17 protein-coding genes are annotated in these 18,460 nt (G+C 54.6%); 9 read left to right on the top strand and 8 right to left on the bottom strand.

Annotated elements, in window-relative coordinates:
- Positions 1 to 14: 14 nt before the first annotated feature.
- Positions 15 to 926: an NAD-dependent epimerase/dehydratase family protein gene (locus tag RIC05_RS15300; RefSeq protein WP_350045549.1), complete on the top strand. Its 912-nt coding sequence runs from the start codon at positions 15 to 17 to the stop codon at positions 924 to 926.
- Between the two features lie 5 nt (positions 927 to 931).
- Here RIC05_RS15300 and RIC05_RS15295 read toward each other — a convergent pair whose 3' ends face one another.
- Complete coding sequence (locus tag RIC05_RS15295) at positions 932 to 1,258, bottom strand: DMT family transporter (RefSeq protein WP_350041298.1); 327 nt, start codon at positions 1,256 to 1,258, stop codon at positions 932 to 934.
- Between the two features lie 252 nt (positions 1,259 to 1,510).
- On the opposite strand from RIC05_RS15295, the gene RIC05_RS15290 reads away from it, so the two are divergent.
- Complete coding sequence (locus tag RIC05_RS15290) at positions 1,511 to 2,713, top strand: FAD-dependent oxidoreductase (protein ID WP_350045548.1); 1,203 nt, start codon at positions 1,511 to 1,513, stop codon at positions 2,711 to 2,713.
- 145 nt (positions 2,714 to 2,858) lie between these two features.
- On the opposite strand, the gene RIC05_RS15285 is transcribed toward RIC05_RS15290, so the two are convergent.
- Positions 2,859 to 4,259: a sensor histidine kinase gene (locus RIC05_RS15285; RefSeq protein WP_350045547.1), complete on the bottom strand. Its 1,401-nt coding sequence runs from the start codon at positions 4,257 to 4,259 to the stop codon at positions 2,859 to 2,861.
- Positions 4,259 to 4,918: a response regulator gene (locus RIC05_RS15280; RefSeq protein ID WP_350045546.1), complete on the bottom strand. Its 660-nt coding sequence runs from the start codon at positions 4,916 to 4,918 to the stop codon at positions 4,259 to 4,261. The genes RIC05_RS15285 and RIC05_RS15280 overlap by 1 nt, the downstream gene beginning before the upstream one ends.
- Before the next feature lie 162 nt (positions 4,919 to 5,080).
- Here RIC05_RS15280 and RIC05_RS15275 point away from each other — a divergent pair, with 162 nt between their 5' ends.
- The 3 genes from RIC05_RS15275 to RIC05_RS15265 all read left to right on the top strand — a co-directional run bounded on the left by RIC05_RS15275 (position 5,081) and on the right by RIC05_RS15265 (position 6,828).
- Positions 5,081 to 5,383: a PepSY domain-containing protein gene (locus RIC05_RS15275; protein WP_350045545.1), complete on the top strand. Its 303-nt coding sequence runs from the start codon at positions 5,081 to 5,083 to the stop codon at positions 5,381 to 5,383.
- Positions 5,384 to 5,484: 101 nt separating this feature from the next.
- Entirely contained in the window at positions 5,485 to 6,018 is a 534-nt protein-coding gene (locus RIC05_RS15270; RefSeq protein WP_350045544.1) for a cytochrome b/b6 domain-containing protein, read from the top strand.
- A gap of 201 nt (positions 6,019 to 6,219) precedes the next feature.
- On the top strand, positions 6,220 to 6,828 hold the full coding sequence (locus tag RIC05_RS15265) for a YMGG-like glycine zipper-containing protein (protein ID WP_350045543.1): 609 nt from the start codon (positions 6,220 to 6,222) through the stop codon (positions 6,826 to 6,828).
- 135 nt (positions 6,829 to 6,963) lie between these two features.
- Here the strand turns inward: RIC05_RS15265 and RIC05_RS15260 are convergent, their stop codons facing one another.
- The gene (locus RIC05_RS15260) at positions 6,964 to 7,518 is read right to left on the bottom strand and encodes a sugar O-acetyltransferase (RefSeq protein WP_350045542.1); all 555 of its coding nucleotides are present in this window, start codon (positions 7,516 to 7,518) and stop codon (positions 6,964 to 6,966) included.
- A gap of 114 nt (positions 7,519 to 7,632) precedes the next feature.
- Positions 7,633 to 8,736, bottom strand: coding sequence for a patatin-like phospholipase family protein (locus RIC05_RS15255; RefSeq protein ID WP_350045541.1), 1,104 nt, complete (start codon positions 8,734 to 8,736; stop codon positions 7,633 to 7,635).
- Positions 8,737 to 9,091: 355 nt separating this feature from the next.
- On the opposite strand from RIC05_RS15255, the gene RIC05_RS15250 reads away from it, so the two are divergent.
- Genes RIC05_RS15250 through RIC05_RS15240 form a run of 3 tightly spaced genes read left to right on the top strand, consistent with a single transcriptional unit; the run spans position 9,092 to position 12,716 of the window.
- Positions 9,092 to 9,961, top strand: a complete 870-nt coding sequence (locus RIC05_RS15250; protein WP_350045540.1) for an SH3 domain-containing protein — start codon at positions 9,092 to 9,094, stop codon at positions 9,959 to 9,961.
- Positions 9,961 to 11,667: a hypothetical protein gene (locus tag RIC05_RS15245; protein WP_350045539.1), complete on the top strand. Its 1,707-nt coding sequence runs from the start codon at positions 9,961 to 9,963 to the stop codon at positions 11,665 to 11,667. Before RIC05_RS15250 ends, RIC05_RS15245 begins: the two co-directional genes overlap by 1 nt.
- A gap of 5 nt (positions 11,668 to 11,672) precedes the next feature.
- On the top strand, positions 11,673 to 12,716 hold the full coding sequence (locus RIC05_RS15240) for an aq_1923 C-terminal domain (RefSeq protein ID WP_350045538.1): 1,044 nt from the start codon (positions 11,673 to 11,675) through the stop codon (positions 12,714 to 12,716).
- Between the two features lie 103 nt (positions 12,717 to 12,819).
- On the opposite strand, the gene RIC05_RS15235 is transcribed toward RIC05_RS15240, so the two are convergent.
- On the bottom strand, positions 12,820 to 14,028 hold the full coding sequence (locus RIC05_RS15235) for a LysR substrate-binding domain-containing protein (protein ID WP_350045537.1): 1,209 nt from the start codon (positions 14,026 to 14,028) through the stop codon (positions 12,820 to 12,822).
- Positions 14,029 to 14,271: 243 nt separating this feature from the next.
- Here RIC05_RS15235 and RIC05_RS15230 point away from each other — a divergent pair, with 243 nt between their 5' ends.
- Complete coding sequence (locus RIC05_RS15230; protein ID WP_350045536.1) at positions 14,272 to 17,310, top strand: FAD-binding and (Fe-S)-binding domain-containing protein; 3,039 nt, start codon at positions 14,272 to 14,274, stop codon at positions 17,308 to 17,310.
- 9 nt (positions 17,311 to 17,319) lie between these two features.
- Here the strand turns inward: RIC05_RS15230 and RIC05_RS15225 are convergent, their stop codons facing one another.
- Together RIC05_RS15225 and RIC05_RS15220 are read right to left on the bottom strand one after the other, a co-directional pair.
- Positions 17,320 to 17,784 carry an RES family NAD+ phosphorylase gene (locus RIC05_RS15225; RefSeq protein ID WP_350045535.1) on the bottom strand — a complete coding sequence of 155 codons (465 nt, stop codon included), beginning with the start codon at positions 17,782 to 17,784 and terminating at the stop codon, positions 17,320 to 17,322.
- Complete coding sequence (locus RIC05_RS15220) at positions 17,781 to 18,230, bottom strand: Xre family toxin-antitoxin system antitoxin (RefSeq protein ID WP_350045534.1); 450 nt, start codon at positions 18,228 to 18,230, stop codon at positions 17,781 to 17,783. Before RIC05_RS15220 ends, RIC05_RS15225 begins: the two co-directional genes overlap by 4 nt.
- Between the last annotated feature and the right edge of the window lie 230 nt (positions 18,231 to 18,460).

Here is an 18,460-nt window from a genome sequence, read left to right as displayed (position 1 = left end):
AAAGGAGAGCTATGATGCGTGTCTTCATCACCGGCGGCACCGGCCTGATCGGATCGGCGGTGCTTAAAAACCTGATTGCCCATGATCATAAGGTGTTCGCCCTTGCCCGGTCCGAGAACAGCAAAAACAACCTGATCACCGCCGGGGCAACCCCGATCATGGGCGATATCACCGAACCTGAAATCTGGTGCGCGGATTTACCCGAAATCGATAGTTTCATTCACACCGCCTGTGATTTTTCCGATCAAATGGCGAAGATTGATGCCACCCTTCTCGATCAATTGATCCCGGCCCTGCATCGCCAAGCCCGCCCGGTGCGCCTGATCTATACCGGCGGCATCTGGATGTATCCAGAATCCTCGCCCTCAGACCCGATGATGGATGAAACCACCGCCTTTGCCCCGTTACCGGAATTTCAATGGGGGATCGCGGGCATCAACCGCGTTCTTTCGGATGAAAAAATCGACGGCATCATCCTTCATCCGGCCTGCGTTTATACCAGTGGCGAAGATGGCCGAACCGGGCATTTTGACCGGGATATCGACACCATAAAAACGCAAAACCGCGTTACCGTCATTGGCGGGGATGAGATTTATCAACCCTTGGTCCATGCTAACGATCTGGCTGATCTTTACCGATTGGCGCTTGAAAAGGCCAAACCCGGTTCAAGCTATATCGGATCAACCATCCATGATCTTTCAAACCGTGCGGCAGCAGATCTGATCGCCAGACATTTCGGGTCGGGAAACACACGGGTTGAAACCATCACAGCCGAAACCGCGATGGCACGTCTGGGCGACTGGGCCCGCGGCTTGGCCCATAGCCAGCATTTCAGCAGTGCCAAGGCACAGCGTGAACTGGGCTGGAACCCCAAACATCGCGATATCGAAGACGCGATCCGAACGATCAAGGCGCAGAAAACTTAACGCCGTTAACTTTTACCACCGACCACCTTAAGCCCGACAACCCCACCAATAATCATCAACAGGAAAATGCCCTTCATCGCGGTCATTGGTTCTTTGAAAAACACCAAGCCAATGATCGCGATGGCCGCCGTACCCAGCCCGGCCCAAACCGCATAGGCCGTGCCAATCGGAATAACCCGCAGTGTTAGCGACAAAACCCAGAAACTCAACCCATAGACAACAAGGGTCAGAACCGAAAACCGCCAGTCGGTAAATCCGTTGGAGAATTTAAGCGATACAGTCCCGATAACCTCAAGGCTGATCGCAATGAACAGATAAAACCAGGCAAGCATGTTAATTTTCCTATGGTGGCAGGCAGCCGATTTGGCCGGTGCAGCGGGGTGTGCACCGATCCAAAATGGCCGATCCCGCCCGATGACGCAATCCCTTGGCGTCGCATAGCCGCCCTGATCGCACCAAGGCGACGATTTGGATCAAACCAAACCCCAAAATGATTGCGTATAACCGATCAAACGGGCACATTGCCCGACACAAATGCGCGGTAACTGGCCGGTATTTATGCGTGAAGATGGGAAAATACGATCATGATCGAAACAGATATTCTGATTGCAGGCGGCGGGATCGCCGGAATGAGTGCCGCGGCACGATTTGCCGCCGACGGACATCAGATCGTGATTGTCGACCCTGCCCCCGCCGACATCGGCGAAGGATCCGATTTACGCACCACCGCCTTTCTCGAACCCGGGATCGCAACCCTGACCAAAGCCGGTGTGTGGGATGCCATCAAACCCACGGGGGCGGAACTGCGCGTCATGCGGATTGTCGATGCCGGTGGCGAAACCAGAACCCCGCGGGAAACCGCCGACTTTGACGGGGCTGAAACCAAACAGGGTTTCTTTGGCTGGAACGTGTCGAACAAGGCCGCCCGCGTTGCCCTGATGGCAAAGCTTGGCCAGCTTGATAATGTTGATTTCCGCTTTTCCACGACTGTGACCGGCTTTAAAAACACTGCGCGTTTTGCCGATGTTACCATCTCAGATGACAAGTCGGATGATGAAACCATCCGGGCAAAAGTCGTGATTGCCGCTGATGGCCGCAATTCGTCTTTGCGCGACATGGCCGGGATCAAACATAAACGCTGGGCCTATGATCAAAGTGCCATGGTCTTTGTCGTCACCCATGACAAACCGCATGATAATATCTCGACCGAAATTCACCGGACCGGCGGGCCCCTGACCCTTGTTCCGATGCCCGATCTGGGTGGCAAGCCCTGCTCGTCCGTGGTCTGGATGACACCGGCTGCGCGTGCTGATGATCTGAACGCGATGAGCGACGAAGCGTTATCAGCCGAAATCACCCACGACACCATGAACCTGTTCGGCCCGCTCACTGTCGCAAGCCCGCGTGCGGTCTGGCCGATGATTGCCCAAATTCCCAACCGCCTGATTGCCGCCCGCCTCGCCCTGATTGCCGAGGCCGCCCATGTCGTCCCGCCGATTGGCGCACAAGGGCTCAATATGAGCCTGCATGACATCGAAACACTGGCCGATCTGATGGCAAAGGCAAAATTGCACGGGCAGGATATCGGCGCGACCCCGCTTTTGAAATCCTATGAACGCCGCCAATTGCCCAAAACACTGGCCCGCGTTGGCGGCATTGATCTTTTGAACCGGGCGTCGATGTTGGAGCCAAAACCACTGCGCGATCTGCGCTATGCCGGCCTAAGCGCGATTAACCGCATCGGGCCATTGCGCAAATTCGCGATCAAGGTCGGGATTGGCAAATAAGCCACCAACACCCGTCATTCCCGCAACGGCGGGAATCTATAACCACTGCGTCATCTCTGCGGGTTTAAGAAAACAGACAATCCGCACCGCCGCAAGAATGGATGCCCGCCTGCGCTGGCATGACGACGAAAACACGGCAATCCCCTTAACTCCGATGCAACCGAAGCTCCGCCTCAAACCCGTCTGCCTTATCCGGGCGCGGCGAATACAGGGTAAGGGTCCCGTTGGTGTTGCGCACGATGGTCTCGACAATCGCCAATCCCAATCCGGACCCATCCGCCTTGCTGTTGGATCGCTTGAACCGCGCTTTAAGGTCTGACAGATCCTTGGCCGATACAGGCGCCCCACCATTTGAAACACAAATCGTGTCAGATCCCCTGATGGTAATCTTGACAGGTTCTTCATCACCGCCATGTTTCAGCGCGTTCTCGATCAGATTGCGCATGCAGATCGCAAAGGCATCCTGATCGATATTGGCCTCAAGCATATCTGCTGTGGCAGGATCAAAATCAATCACGCCGCCATCGGCACCGGCCCGTTTGATATCTTCGATCACGAGTGCCAATGTCGCGCCAAGTTTCTGGTTTTCACCGGTCGGGCTGGTGCCAACACCGGCTTCGGCCCGGGCCAGTTGCAGAAGCTTTTCTGACAGGCGCGATAACCGTTTTAACGCAGCCTCGGTCTGCAATGCGCGTTTCTGCACCGGATGATCTTGCGGCAGTTCCAGCACCAGACGCTGGGTCTGGGCAAGGGCGACGGCAATCGGGGTGCGCAACTCATGGGCACTGTTGGCAGTAAAGCTGCGCTCGGCACTCAGGGCGGCTTCAAGCTTGCCCATCAGGCGATTGACCGCAGCAACAATGGTATGGATTTCTTCAATCGGATCGTCCTGCACAATCGGCGAAAGATTGCCCTCCCCGCGGGCTTCGATCTCGTCAAGGACTTGGCGCACCGGGGCCAGCCCGCGTGAAATGCCATAAACAATCGCCAGAATGGTGATCGGCACGAGAAAGATCAAAGGGGTGAATTGCGAGACCACCGTCTCAATAATCGCCTCGGTCCGGTGTTCGGTCGGTTCCGCCACCTGCATGAACAGCGCACCATCTGTCGTCACACTGGTATAGACCCGAAGATTGTCACTATTGGCAAAACCTGCGACAAGCGGGGCATCAAACGGCGTACCAGGCGCATTCTGAGAGCGCAACAGCACATCCCCGGCGCGATTGCGCAGTTGATATTGCATGAAGTCGTCATCATCAACATCGTCGTCGCCGTCATCATCACCGTCCACACCCAAAACGATCTCAAAGGCCGGTTCGGGCATGACCAAAATCTCGCCCGCGACCTGATGGGTAATCAGATAATCCAGAACAAGGGTCGCGGTTCTGTGGGATGTCTCGATCAGGGCAGTATCCGCCCCCTCTTCCATTTCGTGGCGGGCGGTATAGGCGGCAAAGATCGCGCCAATGATCCAGAACAGCACGACAATGATTGTCAGGCGTTTGGTCAGGGTGAATTGAAGGCTGTTTTGCGCTGTGAGTTTCATTATCCCTCAACCCGATAACCAACACCGCGCACGGTTTTGATCACGTCCTTGCCAATCTTGCGCCGCAGACGGCTGACATACACCTCGACCGTATTGCTTTCGATCTCGGCCCCGAATTCATAAAGCGCTTCTTCAAGTTGACGCTTCGAAAGGGTCTGCCCCGGTCGTTTGACCATCTGATCAAACAGCGCCCATTCCCGCGATGTCAGATCGGTTTGCACCCCATTGACCAAAATGACCCGACCGGCAAGATCAACCTCGATCCCACCCTGCAAGGCAACAAACGGGTTCGGATTACCACTATAGCGCCGTGACACCGCCGCAAGACGTGCGGCAAGTTCATCAAGATCAAACGGCTTGACCAGATAATCATCCGCCCCGGCATTCAGCCCGGCGATCCGGTCCGATATCTGATCCTGTGCCGTCAGAATAATGCACGGTATGACCGATCCGTCGCGGCGCAAGGCCCGCAAAAGATCAAGCCCCTTGCCATCAGGCAGATTAAGGTCAAGCAACAGCACGTCATAATTCGTGCCGCGCAGCATGATTTCGGCATCGATAACACTGGCACTGTGATCAACCGCTTCACCTGCGGCCAGCAAATGATCGCGCACCGCATCGGCCAGCATCAATTCATCTTCCACCAGAAGAATGCGCAAACGTCCCTCACATCTCTCGTCGGCATAAAACGCCCTGCCTATACCGACTTCCTGACATCCCGCTGAACGACCATCACAGCCCTTTCAGCTCGTTGTCAGAAAACATCGGCATCATCGGCTCCGAACCAAGCAATCCATGTCATCTTATGAAGGAACCATGCCATGAAAAACACTGTTTTCACCACTGCCAAGATCGCGACCTTTGCCGTCACCCTGCTTGCCGGGGCGGCTCTGTCGCTTTCCTCCACTGCGGCCTTTGCCGACGATAATTACTGCAACGCGCCCAAGGCCGACTGGCAAAGCATCGATGCGCTTAAGGAAAAGCTCACCGCAGACGGCTGGGACATCCGCAAGATCAAGGAAGATGACGGCTGCTACGAAGTCTATGCCATCAAACCCGATGGCAAAAAGATTGAAGCCTATTTCAATCCGGCAAGCTTCGAACTCGTCAAAGAAGGCGATTGATACCGCACATACCCGGTTTTCGGTGGGGACTGAACCCTCCCCACCATCCCGCCCGACCAATTAACAAAATACCACTGCCCCGACATAAAGGAGAAACCAGCATGCCGGTAAAAGTATGGGACCCGTTTGTTCGTCTGTTTCACTGGGGACTGGCCGCAAGCTTTGCGATTGCCTGGATCACCGCAGACGAATGGGACAGCCTGCATCACTGGGCAGGATATGCTGCCGCGGCACTGATTGGCCTTCGCCTTGTCTGGGGCCTGATCGGCACCCGCTATGCCCGCTTTACCCAATTCATCAAACGCCCCTCTGAAACAAAGCAATATCTTGGCGATATCCTTCAGGGGCGCGAACGCCGCTATGTCGGTCATAACCCGGCGGGGGCTGCCATGATCGTTGCCCTTTTGCTGGCGATGTCGGGCTGTGCGCTGACCGGCTGGATGTATACGACCGATGCTTTCTGGGGTGCTGACTGGGTCGAAGAAACCCATGAATTTCTTGCCAACGGCTTGCTCGCCCTTGTCCTGCTTCACATTGCCGGGGTGATCCTGGCCAGCCTGCGCCATCATGAAAACCTGATCCGCGCCATGATTACCGGCCGCAAACGCCGCCCGACCTTGGACGATATCGCCTGACGGTCGAACCAAAACCGCCCCTCCCTCACCCGGAAGAACTCTTGGCAACCAGTGTCATCTGACCTGGTTGCCATCTTTTTTTGGCACCTTGGGATGATGCCCTTCACAGTGACCAAATAATTCGTTTTGCCCAAAACCCGACCGTGCAATAGTTTTGGCAACGGGTTTTCAAAGTTGTCATTTAACCGGATCGGAATTCACATGCGCCTTACTGTTCTTGCGACTGTCCTTGGTCTGAGTGTTGCAGTGTCCGGCTGTACCGGCAAAACCGGTGAATATGCCGGTCAGGGGGCGGGCCTTGGCGCCATTTCCGGTGCGGTTGGCGGGTTCGTTACCGCTGCGATCTTTGGCGGCAATCCGGTTGAGGCCGCCGCCCGGTCCGCCGTCTATGGCGGGGCGGCCGGGGCCACCGCCGGGGCAATTTCCGGCGCCTCTGCCGATGCCGCCACCAAAGAATCCTTTGAAGCCGCCCAAAAAGAAAAGCGTGATCGTATTCAGGCGAAAATTGGCGATGATGCCTTTGCCGGGCTGACCGCACTTGCCAAATGCGACCATGCCAGTGCCGCAACCAATGCGGCCACGGCACAGGCCGCTTCGAACCCCGATTTCGCCATTGCCGGTTTGTGGTTAGAAGCCTTGAATTATTCCGATCAGGGACAAGAAGACCGCGCCCGCGCCCTTTATCCCGATATCATCGCCAAAGACCCGAATATCGCCGATGACACCGCCGCCGAACAACGCCGGCGCGAACTGGCAGACGGATTATCGGAAATTCGCGGTGAATATGACCTGCCCAAGGTCTGTGGCTGATCAAACTCTGCACGTCATCAATCACACCCATGGATGCCCGCCTAGCGCGGGCATGACGCTTCAAGTGTCCGAAAGTCCCCCGCCATCCCGTCACCCCCGCGCAGGCGGGGGTCCCGACGCTTTATCGCGAATGCTTTATCGCTGTAACACCCGCGCCGGATTGCCAACCACGGTTGTCCCCGCCGCCACATCATGGGTCACCACCGCCCCGGCCCCGATGATCGCATCATCGCCGACCGTCACACCGGGCAGAATAATCGCCCCGCCACCGACCCAGACATTGGTGCCAATGGTGACGGGCTTTGCGACCTCAAGATGCTGTTTGCGCAATTCCGGTTCGCGGTGATGATCGGCGCAATAAATCTGCACATTCGGGCCCAGCATCGAATGATCACCGATCTGCACCGGCGCGGTATCAAGGATCACGCAGCCGACATTTAAAAATACATCGTGGCCCAGATGGATATTGATGCCATAGGCACAATGAAACCGCGCTTCTATCCGCACGTCTCCGGCACATTTGGCAAATAATGCGCGCAGTTTCGATCCGATATTTCCCCGCTCTGCCGGGGAAAGATGGCTATGTTCATGACATGCATCCAACGCCCGATGGCGCATTTCGGACAATTGCGGATCAAGGCAGGAATACCAATCCCCTGCCTGCATCTTTTCAAATTCGCTTTGGGGCATAAAAGGTGACGCTTTTTGTTGGTTTTAAAAAATCGCAAGCGAACTCTACGCCTTCCGATCCCCCTGCGCAATTCACCCGAATGGACAATTGCCCCGTCTCACAGACCATGATCGTTATTGCTTCATGTAATCTGGCGCAAACAAATCCAGATCAAGCGATGGCCGAACCCCGATATCGCGGCGATGCCGTGTTAAAAACGCCGATGCGGCGTCGCGACCGGTATCGCGCAGCTTGGTCATAAAGCTCCACTCCGCATTCATTTTCGAAGACTGATCAAATTCAAGCATCGCCTCGCTTGCGATGCAATGCATCCGCATCGCCCCCCATTTGCTGGCTTCGCAGACATGCTCCGGCGCATCCTTGCGCAGGATCGAAATCATCCGCAATTCCTTCATCAGGCTGCTGTTGAACGATACCTCGTTGAGCCGATTGGCAATATCACGCGATGATTTGGGAATGCCCGGCCGCTTGACCGGATTGATCTGGACCAGAACCGTATCATCCGATCCGCATTCAAGCACCAGCGGGCCAAGGCTCGGATTGCCGGAATATCCCCCGTCCCAATAGGGCACCCCGTCAATTTCAATCGCCTTATAGATCGTTGGCAAACAGGCCGATGCCAGCAACACATCAACACTTATATCGGGATTGCGAAACACCCGGCCCTGCCCGGTTTCAACATTGGTTGCGGTGATAAAAAGCTTGGCCGGACTTTCATTCAGTGCCTTGAAATCCACCACATCCTTTAAAATCGCCGCCAACGGATTATCCCCGGCCGGATTAAGATCATAGGGCGAAAACATCTTCGCACTCATATCAAGCCACATATAAGCCAACGAATTTTCAAGCGACCAGTTGCCAAACAAAATATCGATCGGGCTGCGCTGAAGCGGGCTATAGCGTGCGGCTTCGGACACCGCCTGCCAGAACGTTTCAAGATCGGCCCGCGCCCCGTCATGCCCGCCCTTGGCAAAACCTGAGGTCACCACCGCCGCATTCATCGCCCCGGCCGAGGTCCCCGAAATCGCCTCAATCGCGATTTCCTCATCTTCCAACAACCGGTCCAAAACGCCCCAGGTAAACGCCCCATGCGATCCCCCGCCCTGAAGGGCGAGGCTGATATGCTTTTGCGGCTTTTTGGATTTACGAGTGCTCTTGGTCTTGGTCTTGGCCTTGTCGTTATCTTGCGCCACCGCGCCACGATCAGTATCGCTCATGCCAACTCCTGCTTCACACAATCCGCAAGGGACCACCCTACCATGATGATATGTCGTAGAATTTCGGATTTGCTAGGCGCAAGGTCGTCAAAGCACATAGATCGATCAATATGATGAAATGCCCCATCCAAAGAAGCCCGTTGTGAATCGCGCGAAACGTACAAATTCATGGACGGCCCACACGATCAAGTGCCGCTGCCCTCGCCATCAGAATGACCGCAATCCAAAGGCCTTTTATTTGGATAAGCATTTAAATCATAAGTTGCTAACCTTTTGAACAGGAAGACATATCGCCAAGTTGCATAATATTCTAATGAGAACTGAACCATAAAATTGCAACTAAGGGGAACTGTTTATGAGCAAAGCAATGCTGCGGGGGAGCACGGCTCTTGTCTTGATGTCTTTATTGGCTCTAGGCGGGTGCAACAAAACAACCGGCCAAACTATTGGCTCAATAGTAGGTGTTGTCGGAGGTACCGTTCTAGGAGCCCAGTTTGGCAAAGGAGCAGGACAGCTTGTTGCAACAGCCATCGGCGCGACAGCAGGATATCTCATTGGCGACTGGGTCGGCGAAATGCTCGATCCAAAAGATACGGAAGCCGTACAGCAAACCACCATCCAAACACTTGATGCTGGTGGAGACGGCGAACAAGTTACATGGAACAATCCTGATACAGGCGCCCATGCGGAAATCACCCCGACAAACACCCGCCAGGTAACAGCAGAAGTCGAAGTCAAACGCCCCAAAGTCGTTGCCAGTCCCGTTGGCATGACCATTATCGGGGATGAACGGGCCATTCTTAAAGGTGCCAATGTCCGCTCTGCGCCGACAACCGACGCCAGTATTTTGCGTGGACTTCCTGCAGATACCGCTGTGAATGTGATTGGCAGTGTTGAAAACGGAAATTGGTATCTTGTCGGACAGGATGGCAAAGCCATCGGATATGTTTACCACACGCTCGTCGGGCAGATCGACACAGCACCCGAGATACAAACCGCCGCAGTGGAGGTTGCAAGTGACCCCGATGCAGAAAAAATTGCCAATGAAGAAATCGTCGCAAGCGACGACGATGTCATTGATCTTGATGCCGAATTCGAAACTGAAACGCTGATGGTACAGACCACCTGCCGCGACCTTTCCATGAAGGTCAGCGATGGCAGCGAAACGGAAGAGCAAAATTACTCTGCATGCAAATCACCCGATGGCGTATGGGAGCTTGGATAATGCTCAAACGCTCTGCTAACCCTGCAGTATCACTAATTTTCTCAGCCACGCTGCTTGCCCTTCCCTTTAACCTGCAAGCAGCAGAAACCAAACAAATCGCGCGGTCTTCCAAACTCGGCGTCGAACTGTTTGGTGTTGGTGGGGACGCTTGGTGCAAGACCGACACCCAACTACAGCTATCACGCACAAATGAAAGCCCTCTGGTCGGCACCGAAGAAACACTGTTTCCCAAAATAGCCAAGATTTTCGACACCGAATGCCCGGAAATGGAGACCGCCGAGGTTGTTGTAAATGATGCATCAGGCGCAACCACCCGAGGTTTTCGCATCAGCAAGGAGACCGGCTGGACGATTGTGCCAGATGACCCGGCAAAAACAGCAAAAGCCGAGACAACGGAAAGCACAAACCAAACGCCGACGGTACAAGCTGACGTCCCCGACACTGCGGCCCCCATCCCGGCTCCCGCAAAGGAAAATCGCGCGCCAAAGAAAAAACAGCCAGAACCCATTCCTGCCGTCGCCCAAGAAAAAGCTATTCCTCTGACAAAGGACAGCGTGTTTTGGCTCGCTGCCCACTATGGTTCTGAAGCTTTGAATGACGACCGGGTTATCGACCAACTTGCAACAATGGGAAGTTGCGATCGCTATTTATCTGTTCGCAGCAATGAGTTTGCACTACGGGATTGGCGAAAAGAGGTTAAGCCTGATGTTCTAAGCAGAGCAAAAACCACTCCAAATTTCTTTGAATTTTCGCACAAACTTCGTGTCGATCGGAACTACGATTTTGATACCGCAATGCTTGACATCGGAAACTTCACACCAAGAACGCAGCGATACAAATCAGAATGCAGTTGGCACGATGATTTTAGGGACAATGAGTTCGGGGGCGAGGTCTATGTCAGCTTCGAAGACTTACCTGACACCTTCAATCGCAAAATCTATTTGCCCGATGCACTCGGTCGCGCTGCTGTTGACCGGCTTGAAGCGACAAGAAACGAAGTTCGCGTAACATACCGTGCCCGCTTAAAAGACGTCGGCCTCATCACAAATTGGCCCAAGCATTACGAACTCAAGGCTGAATTCGTTGATGTTAAAATCCACACCGGCAAGCAGTTCGATTACCTGCTTGTACACCATGACGCAGCGAAATTTTCCGCCGCCCGTGAACAGCACCGGATCGCTCTACAAAAAGCCGAGCAAGAGCAGCAAAAGGCCGAGAAGGAACGCCTTGCCGCACAACGTGCGCATGAACAAGAACTCCGTCGTCTCCAGAGCGAACAGGCGAATATGCAAGCCCAAAGACTCTTTGAAAGTCTCGCCGGTGATAATGCCGTCCCCGCCAAGCTCGCAGCTCTTCATCACGACGGACACCCATCGTTCGACAACCCCTACGACATCGCCGCCAACGCATTCTCACTCGAACGCAAATTGCCTGTACGCACATTTGTTCGTGTCGGAAGCCGCGACAGCATTGGCTATCGCGCCGAATGGCCTTCGCGAGTGTATCTGACCGGAGCGGAGCTTGAGGAAGACGAATGGTATTTCGTTTCCGGCATGGGGGATGGCCAAAAAATCGATAATGCCTTGCTCAGCATCATCACGGTTGAAAAGGCCACAAAATGTGATGACCGCATATGCATGGGTGAAGCAGATGTCATCGACTATGTGCGATCACAGTATCCGCAATGGCCCGGGCGAAAGGAGTAAGCCTTATGAAACAGGAAAACAGCCATATGGCCGAACCCTCCCCGAAAAAACGCGGGAAAATTGCACTGATCGCAGGTAGCGTTGGCGCTCTTGTTTTGGTTGGTGGATATTTCATCTTCCAAAATCAGGTTGCTGATGAAGCCGAAGCTGAAATAGCCGAGTTCCTGCGCAGCAACCAACTTGATCGCGCTATTCGCTATCGGGATCTGGATGCATCTCTCATTGGGCGAAGCGTAACACTGCACAAAGTCCGAATGGACTTTGGAGATATGGAAAACACTGTCGAAGCACTTACGATCTCGAACTATGATCTTGATGAGCGCAGTGGGCACCTTCGAAGCGTCGATATCTTTCTTGAAGGTGCGCAATTCCCGATCCAGATAAACCAAGCCCCGCCCCTGTTCCAGCGCCGGAGCTCTCCCCCGCCGCTCTTGTTGATTGGAATGGACGCAGTACGGGGGGATATCGGCATCGAATATCAATACGATAATGTAAATGGTGCTCTCGATACTTTGGTCAATTTCAGCCTCCCTGATGTGGTTGAAGGCGACCTCCAGATCGGCATCGGCAGCATACATCTACCGCCAATCGACCGACTAACATCCAGTAATTTCTCCATCATGGGTAAGCTGCTTCAGGATGCGCGGACGGCAAATCTTCAAGCCATGTCACTCACACTGACAGACCTCGGCCTTGAGGACACGATTGCCGAATATCTCAGTGTTAAAAATGGTATGGCGCTTGATGGAAAGTCCTATCGCGACCAAACCCTGAAAGTTCTCCAGAAGAAGATCGAAGAGAACCCGCCTCGAAGTCCATTTGAAAACCATATGGCCGACATTGCACAATCAGCTATCAGAACATCAGGTGGAACTTTGTCCGTCTCCTATGAACCGGAATACCCAACAACGTTCGAAGATCTTGCCGCAGTATCATTTGGTTTGATGCTTGGTGGCTTTCACGAACTTGGCCGAGAATCATTCCAAAACAGCAAAATCCTGAATGATCTTTTTGATCGCGAAGTTTTGCAAATAGAGTTTGATAGCTGACCGAAACAAGAACGCCTCGCAACCAGTTGCGAGGCGTTTGTTGTTCTTGCGAAAGCAAAGTACAAAAACAACCTCTCGCAAGTCATAATTTCGCTAACCACACCTATCCCCACTCAATCGCCGCCGGTAAATCCATTTTCGGCGCCTGTTCCATCACCATGGCAAGGAAGATCCGCGCAATCGGCGACAGGCTTTTGCTCTGCCGCGTGATCACGCCAATCTGGCGGTGGCGGGTTGGCTGACACAGCGGCACAAAGGCAAGTTTGCCCGATCCGGCCAGATCGCCCGCCCCGGTTGCGATGCGCGCGGCCAGTTCCGGCAGGACCGTAATTCCGATCCCTTCGGATACCATCGCGGCCAGCGTGATGGTGTTCGATGTTTCGACCACCGGGCGCAACAGGGCCGCCGGATCGGTGGCAGCATTCACCGACATTCCTGACATCCCCGCCATTTTGGACGCTTTTGCCGACTTCGATGCGGCACCGCGTTGCTTGGCCTTGCCCACCCGGGCGATCTGGTCCATCGCGCGGTCAAGCTCATCTGCCGTGCGCAAGGCCTTCTGTGCTGCCCCGACGCCAAGGGCGGCTGCGCGGGTGATGCTCGGACTGATATCGACCGCATGACGTGCGTCTGGATTTCGGCCAATATCATCGGCACCACCGCCTGCCGCCCAAATCCCCTGTCCCGCCATCATTGCCCGTGTGCCGGATTCCGGGCCCAGCCCGACAAACGGCTGATCGGCCAGTTCAGACCAGGCAATTTCGGATTCTTGCGCAAACGGATGATCCGGGCGGCACAAAACGCCAAACCGGTCGGAAAAAAGCGGGCTGAAATTGATATCGGGCAGGTCCTGCCATTCCCCGGCAATGCCAAAATCGGCCTCGTTATTGGCAACCGCCTCATGGACATCCTTGGCATTCAGCTCGTCCAACCGTAACCGCGCATCGGGATGGGCGGCAATAAATCCCCGGATCACGCCGGGCAAAATGCGGGTCAAAACCGATGGTGCCGCCGCAATGCGGATTTTGCCCCCAATCCCCTTGGACAGCGCATCAAGATCACCAAGTGCTTCTTCAAAATCACCAATCAATCGCCGCGCAACGGGCAAAAAGCGTTCCCCGGTTTCGGTCAAAGTCACTTGGCGTGTGGTCCGATCAAAAAGGGCGGCCCCGGTCACATCCTCAAACTGGCGAATGGTCGAGGTCAATGCAGATGTGGATAGCCCCAAAACCGTCGCCGCGGCGGTAAAAGATCCATGATCGGCAATCGCGGCAAAGGCCCGCATGTGACGCAAACTAATCGATGACAACATGACCGACTTTCCAATTGTATGAGGATTGATTTTACGGAAATTCGCCCGATCCGGGCAATTTGTTGATGCTTGTTTTTGATTATGAACTAAAACTGCATAATAGTTCAGAATTTTCAATTTGTGTATTTAATCACGATCAGGTCAAATGGCGAAAATCGCCGTTAAAATCGCCATTAAAATGACCCAACAAACCGACCGAAAAAATCGCCAAAACAACTCCCGGTCGAAGCAAGAGAGAACCCGATGTCTGTCCCCAAAAGCGTGATCAAAAAACTGCCGCGTCTGACACCGGACCGGTCGCTTGACAGTTTGTCACTCGGCTTTTTGAAAACGCTTGAGGCAGAAGGGAAATTTAGCGGTGAAATCCATGCTGATTTCCCCACCCGTTTGATCCACGCCACCGACAATAGCGTTTATCAGGTCATGCCGCGTGCGGTGCTTCAGCCGCGCAGTTCTGATGACATCAATGTCGTGATGGAAATGGCCGGGCGCGATAAATTTTCCGAGGTCAAAATCACCCCGCGCGGCGGCGGAACCGGCACCAATGGTCAGTCGCTTAACAACACGATCATTCTTGATACATCCAAGCATCTCAATAACATACTGGGATTTGATGCGAAAAACGGCCTTGTCCATGTGCAACCCGGCGTGGTGCTTGATCAGCTTAATGCATGGCTGAAACCACATGCCGTTTTCTTCCCGCCCGCCGTCTCCACCGCCAGCCGCGCGACCATCGGCGGCATGATCGGGTCGGACAGTTCGGGCAAGGGATCGCGGATTTATGGAAAAACAAGCCATTACATCCATGACATGACCACGGTCCTGATTGATGGCACGGATTTCAAAACATCGGCCCTAAGTGCTTCTGATGCCAAGGAAATCATGGCGCGCACGGACCGCATGGGGGCGCTTTATCGCAAAGTTTTTGATGAAATCGCCCCGCGGCGCGATCAGATCAAGGCGACCTTCCCGGAAATGAACCGGGGATTGACCGGCTATAACCTTAAAGAAGCCGTTTCAGATCAAGGGGATATGAACCTGTCCTTCCTGATCGCCGGGGCAGAAGGCAGCCTTGGCATGGTCAAGGAAATTACCCTTCGCGTCATTCCGTTGCCCAAGCACAAAGCGATCACGGTGGTCCGTTACGACAGCTTTGATAGTGCGCTTCGCCATGTCGGTGCCTTGGTTCAATTTGATCCGGTCGCAATTGAAAGCATCGATGACAAGGTGATGAAACTGGCCGAGCAGGATGAAAGCTGGCACATGCTGGGCAAATTGCTAGGCACCGAAGGAAGCACCGTTCAAACCCGCGGCTTTAACGTTGTTGAATTTGTTGGCGAAACTGCTGATGAGGTTGCCGCCAAACAGGACGAACTCCGCGCCTATCTTGATGGCAATCCGGGCGAGAAATATGCCCCGATCGGCTTTGTGCAGGCCACCGACCCCGGACAAATCGCCGCCATCTGGTCGATCCGCGCGAAATCCGTCGGGCTTTTGGGCAATCTGGAAGGCAAACGCCGCGCGACCCCGTTCGTTGAAGATACCGCCGTTCCACCAGAAAACCTTGCCGATTTTATCGCCGAATTCCGCGCGCTTCTTGACGCCGAAGGCCTTGATTACGGCATGTTTGGCCATGTCGATGTTGGCTGTTTGCATGTGCGCCCGTTGCTTGATATGTGCGATGAAGAAGACGAAGCGCGCATTCGTCGGGTGTCCGATGCTGTTGCGGACCTTACCAAGCGCTATAACGGTCTGATCTGGGGCGAACATGGCAAAGGGTTCCGCGGCGAATATTCCCCGATCTATTTCGGGCCGGAGCTTTATGACGTTCTCCGTCGCATCAAAGAAGCCTTTGATCCGGAAGGACAACTCAACCCCGGCAAGATCGCATCGCCCTATTCCAAGAACACACCCGTAACCAAAATTGACGAGGCCCCGATGCGCGGTCAGCTTGACCGTCAGATCGAAGATGCCCTTCGTGATGAATACCTCAACGCCACACGGTGTAACGGCAACGGCGCGTGCTTTAACTGGGATCTGATGGATGCGATGTGCCCGTCCTATAAGGTCACGCGGTCCCGTGTGCATTCGCCCAAGGGCCGGGCCGGCATGATCCGCGAATGGATCCGGCAGCTCTCCGTTGGCACCGATCCGATGAACCAGGATCTCGCCGTGATCAATGCCCGTGATTTTTCCCATGATGTATATGAATCCATGGCCGGGTGCTTGTCATGTAAGGCCTGTGCCGGACAATGCCCGGTCAAGGTCGATATCCCGGAAATGAAATCGCGGTTTCTGGAAACCTATCACACCCGCTATAAACGCCCGGCAAAGGACTATGTCATTGCCTCGCTGGAAAGTATGGCACCGTTTTTGGCCATCGCGCCCAACCTGTTTAACGCGCTGCAATCGATCCCGCCGATGCCATGGATTTTCAAAACACTCATCGGCCTGACCGACCTTCCCAAGCTTCATACCAAAAGCCTGAAATCGGGCCTGCGAGCACGCGGGATTGGCCGGTTTAAACAGGCTGACCTTGATGGCTTAAGCCCGGATGAAAAGGCCAAATCGGTGATGATCCTTCAGGATTGCTTCACCACCCATTATGACACCGATGTTGTGTTGGCCCATGTCGACCTTCTGCAACATCTGGGCTACCGCGTGTTTGTGCCGCCCTATCGTGCGAATGGCAAGGCGATGCATGTCAAAGGGTTCCTGAAAAAGTTCGATTATCAGGCCAGGCAAAACGACATTGTTTATGGCCGTTTGGCAAAATCCGGCATCGCCATGGTCGGGATTGAGGCCAGCGTCACCCTGACCTACCGCCAGGAATACGCCCAGCGCCTTTCAGACCGCCCGGACTACCGCGTGCATCTGTTCCATGAATGGCTGGCTGCCGAAATTTCCGAGGGGCGCTTAACCGCCCCCAGCCTTAAAGACGGTGCCACAACTCCCGCCCCGGCAAGCCTGTTTCCCCATTGCACGGAAAAAACATCGATCCCCGATGTTGGCGTTAAATGGCAGAAAATCTTCGCGGCTTTTGGCCTTACACTCGCGACCGAAAAGACCGGGTGTTGCGGCATGGCCGGTGTTTACGGCCACGAAACCCGCCATCAGGAAACCTCGCGCGAGCTTTATGACCTAAGCTGGAAAAAGAAAGTCGATGCGACGGGGGCGGCAAACATGCTGGTCACCGGCTATTCGTGTCGCTGTCAGGTCAAGCGCTATGAAGGTGTGAAACCGCAGCATCCGGTGGAGTATTTGGCCAAGCTGGTCAGTTAAGCATGGACCCTAAAGCCTTGGGTCGGGATCGAATGCCAGTTCGGTCGCATGGGCTGCAACGCTGGCGAACAGAGGGTGGCGGGGATTTAGCAAATAGTTCTTTTCGCGCGGGACAATGACACTTGGCACCGCAAGTGCCAGACCGGCATTGTGATCAAGCCACGCATCGCCGATCTCGGCGGTTGAAGTCGGGGCGGGATGCGCCTGCCAGTCATCGGGAATCTGGTCGTCGGACATATCGGAAATTTGATCGACGGGAAGCCGGACTTCAAACAGGATATAGCTTGATAGCAGTCGGTAATCATTCAGATGGACCATGACTTCAAGCATCGCAAGCGATTGCGAACCGGCAAGATAGATCGCGGGTTTTCCCCGGCTGTTCCAGCGCCCGCCATAACGCCGCGCCCCTTCCCCGTCGAATGCCGCGTCTTTCCATTTCCTTTTGAGCAAACGGTAGGCGCGAACCGCCGTCATGCAAAGACGCCATGTTCCAGCCGCCCGATCAGATCAAGCACCGCATCGGTCCCGGCCGAGGTTGCGATCATTTCCGCCGGACATGCGCCGCCCAACCCCTGCACGCGGCTTAACAACCAATGGCGCGCCTGATCCCGGTCGCCTTCAAACAGATTGGTCGCGGCATGAAGCACTTCGGCAAAGCGATACAGCTTGTCACTTTCATCGACTTTGAACCGGCCCAGCTTGGCCCGGCGTTGCAAGGTCGCCATCGGGATAACGACATATTTTGCAAGTTCCTTGCGGTCCAGACCGGCAGCAGATGCCAGCTTGCCATAGGTCGCATAGGGAATGCCTTGCTGCAATGCTTCATGCAAAGCAGGCCCGCGCGCTGGGATACCCACCGCCTTCCAGAACCCGGCACCGGTGTCAGAAACGGGCCTGGCTTGTGCGAGACCTGAGGACATGACAGCCTCCATCAAAATCAAATGATACTCTATTTATACATCACTTGAGCACCGCAACACAAGGAATTGGATATATCCCCCCGTCAGGCAAGGAAGAACCCCGCCACACTCCACTTTCAGGAAGCATCAAGTGAGCTTTATGATCTACGCTGGAAAAAGAAAGTCGATGCGACGGGGCCGACAAGATGCTGGTGACCGGCTTTTCGTGTCGCTGTCAGGTAAAGCGCTAT

Origin of the sequence: Thalassospira sp., assembly GCF_040218635.1 — a bacterium.
Taxonomy (GTDB): domain Bacteria; phylum Pseudomonadota; class Alphaproteobacteria; order Rhodospirillales; family Thalassospiraceae; genus Thalassospira.
Note: the sequence above shows the minus strand (reverse complement) of the source record. Positions and strands in the feature narration are given on the sequence as shown.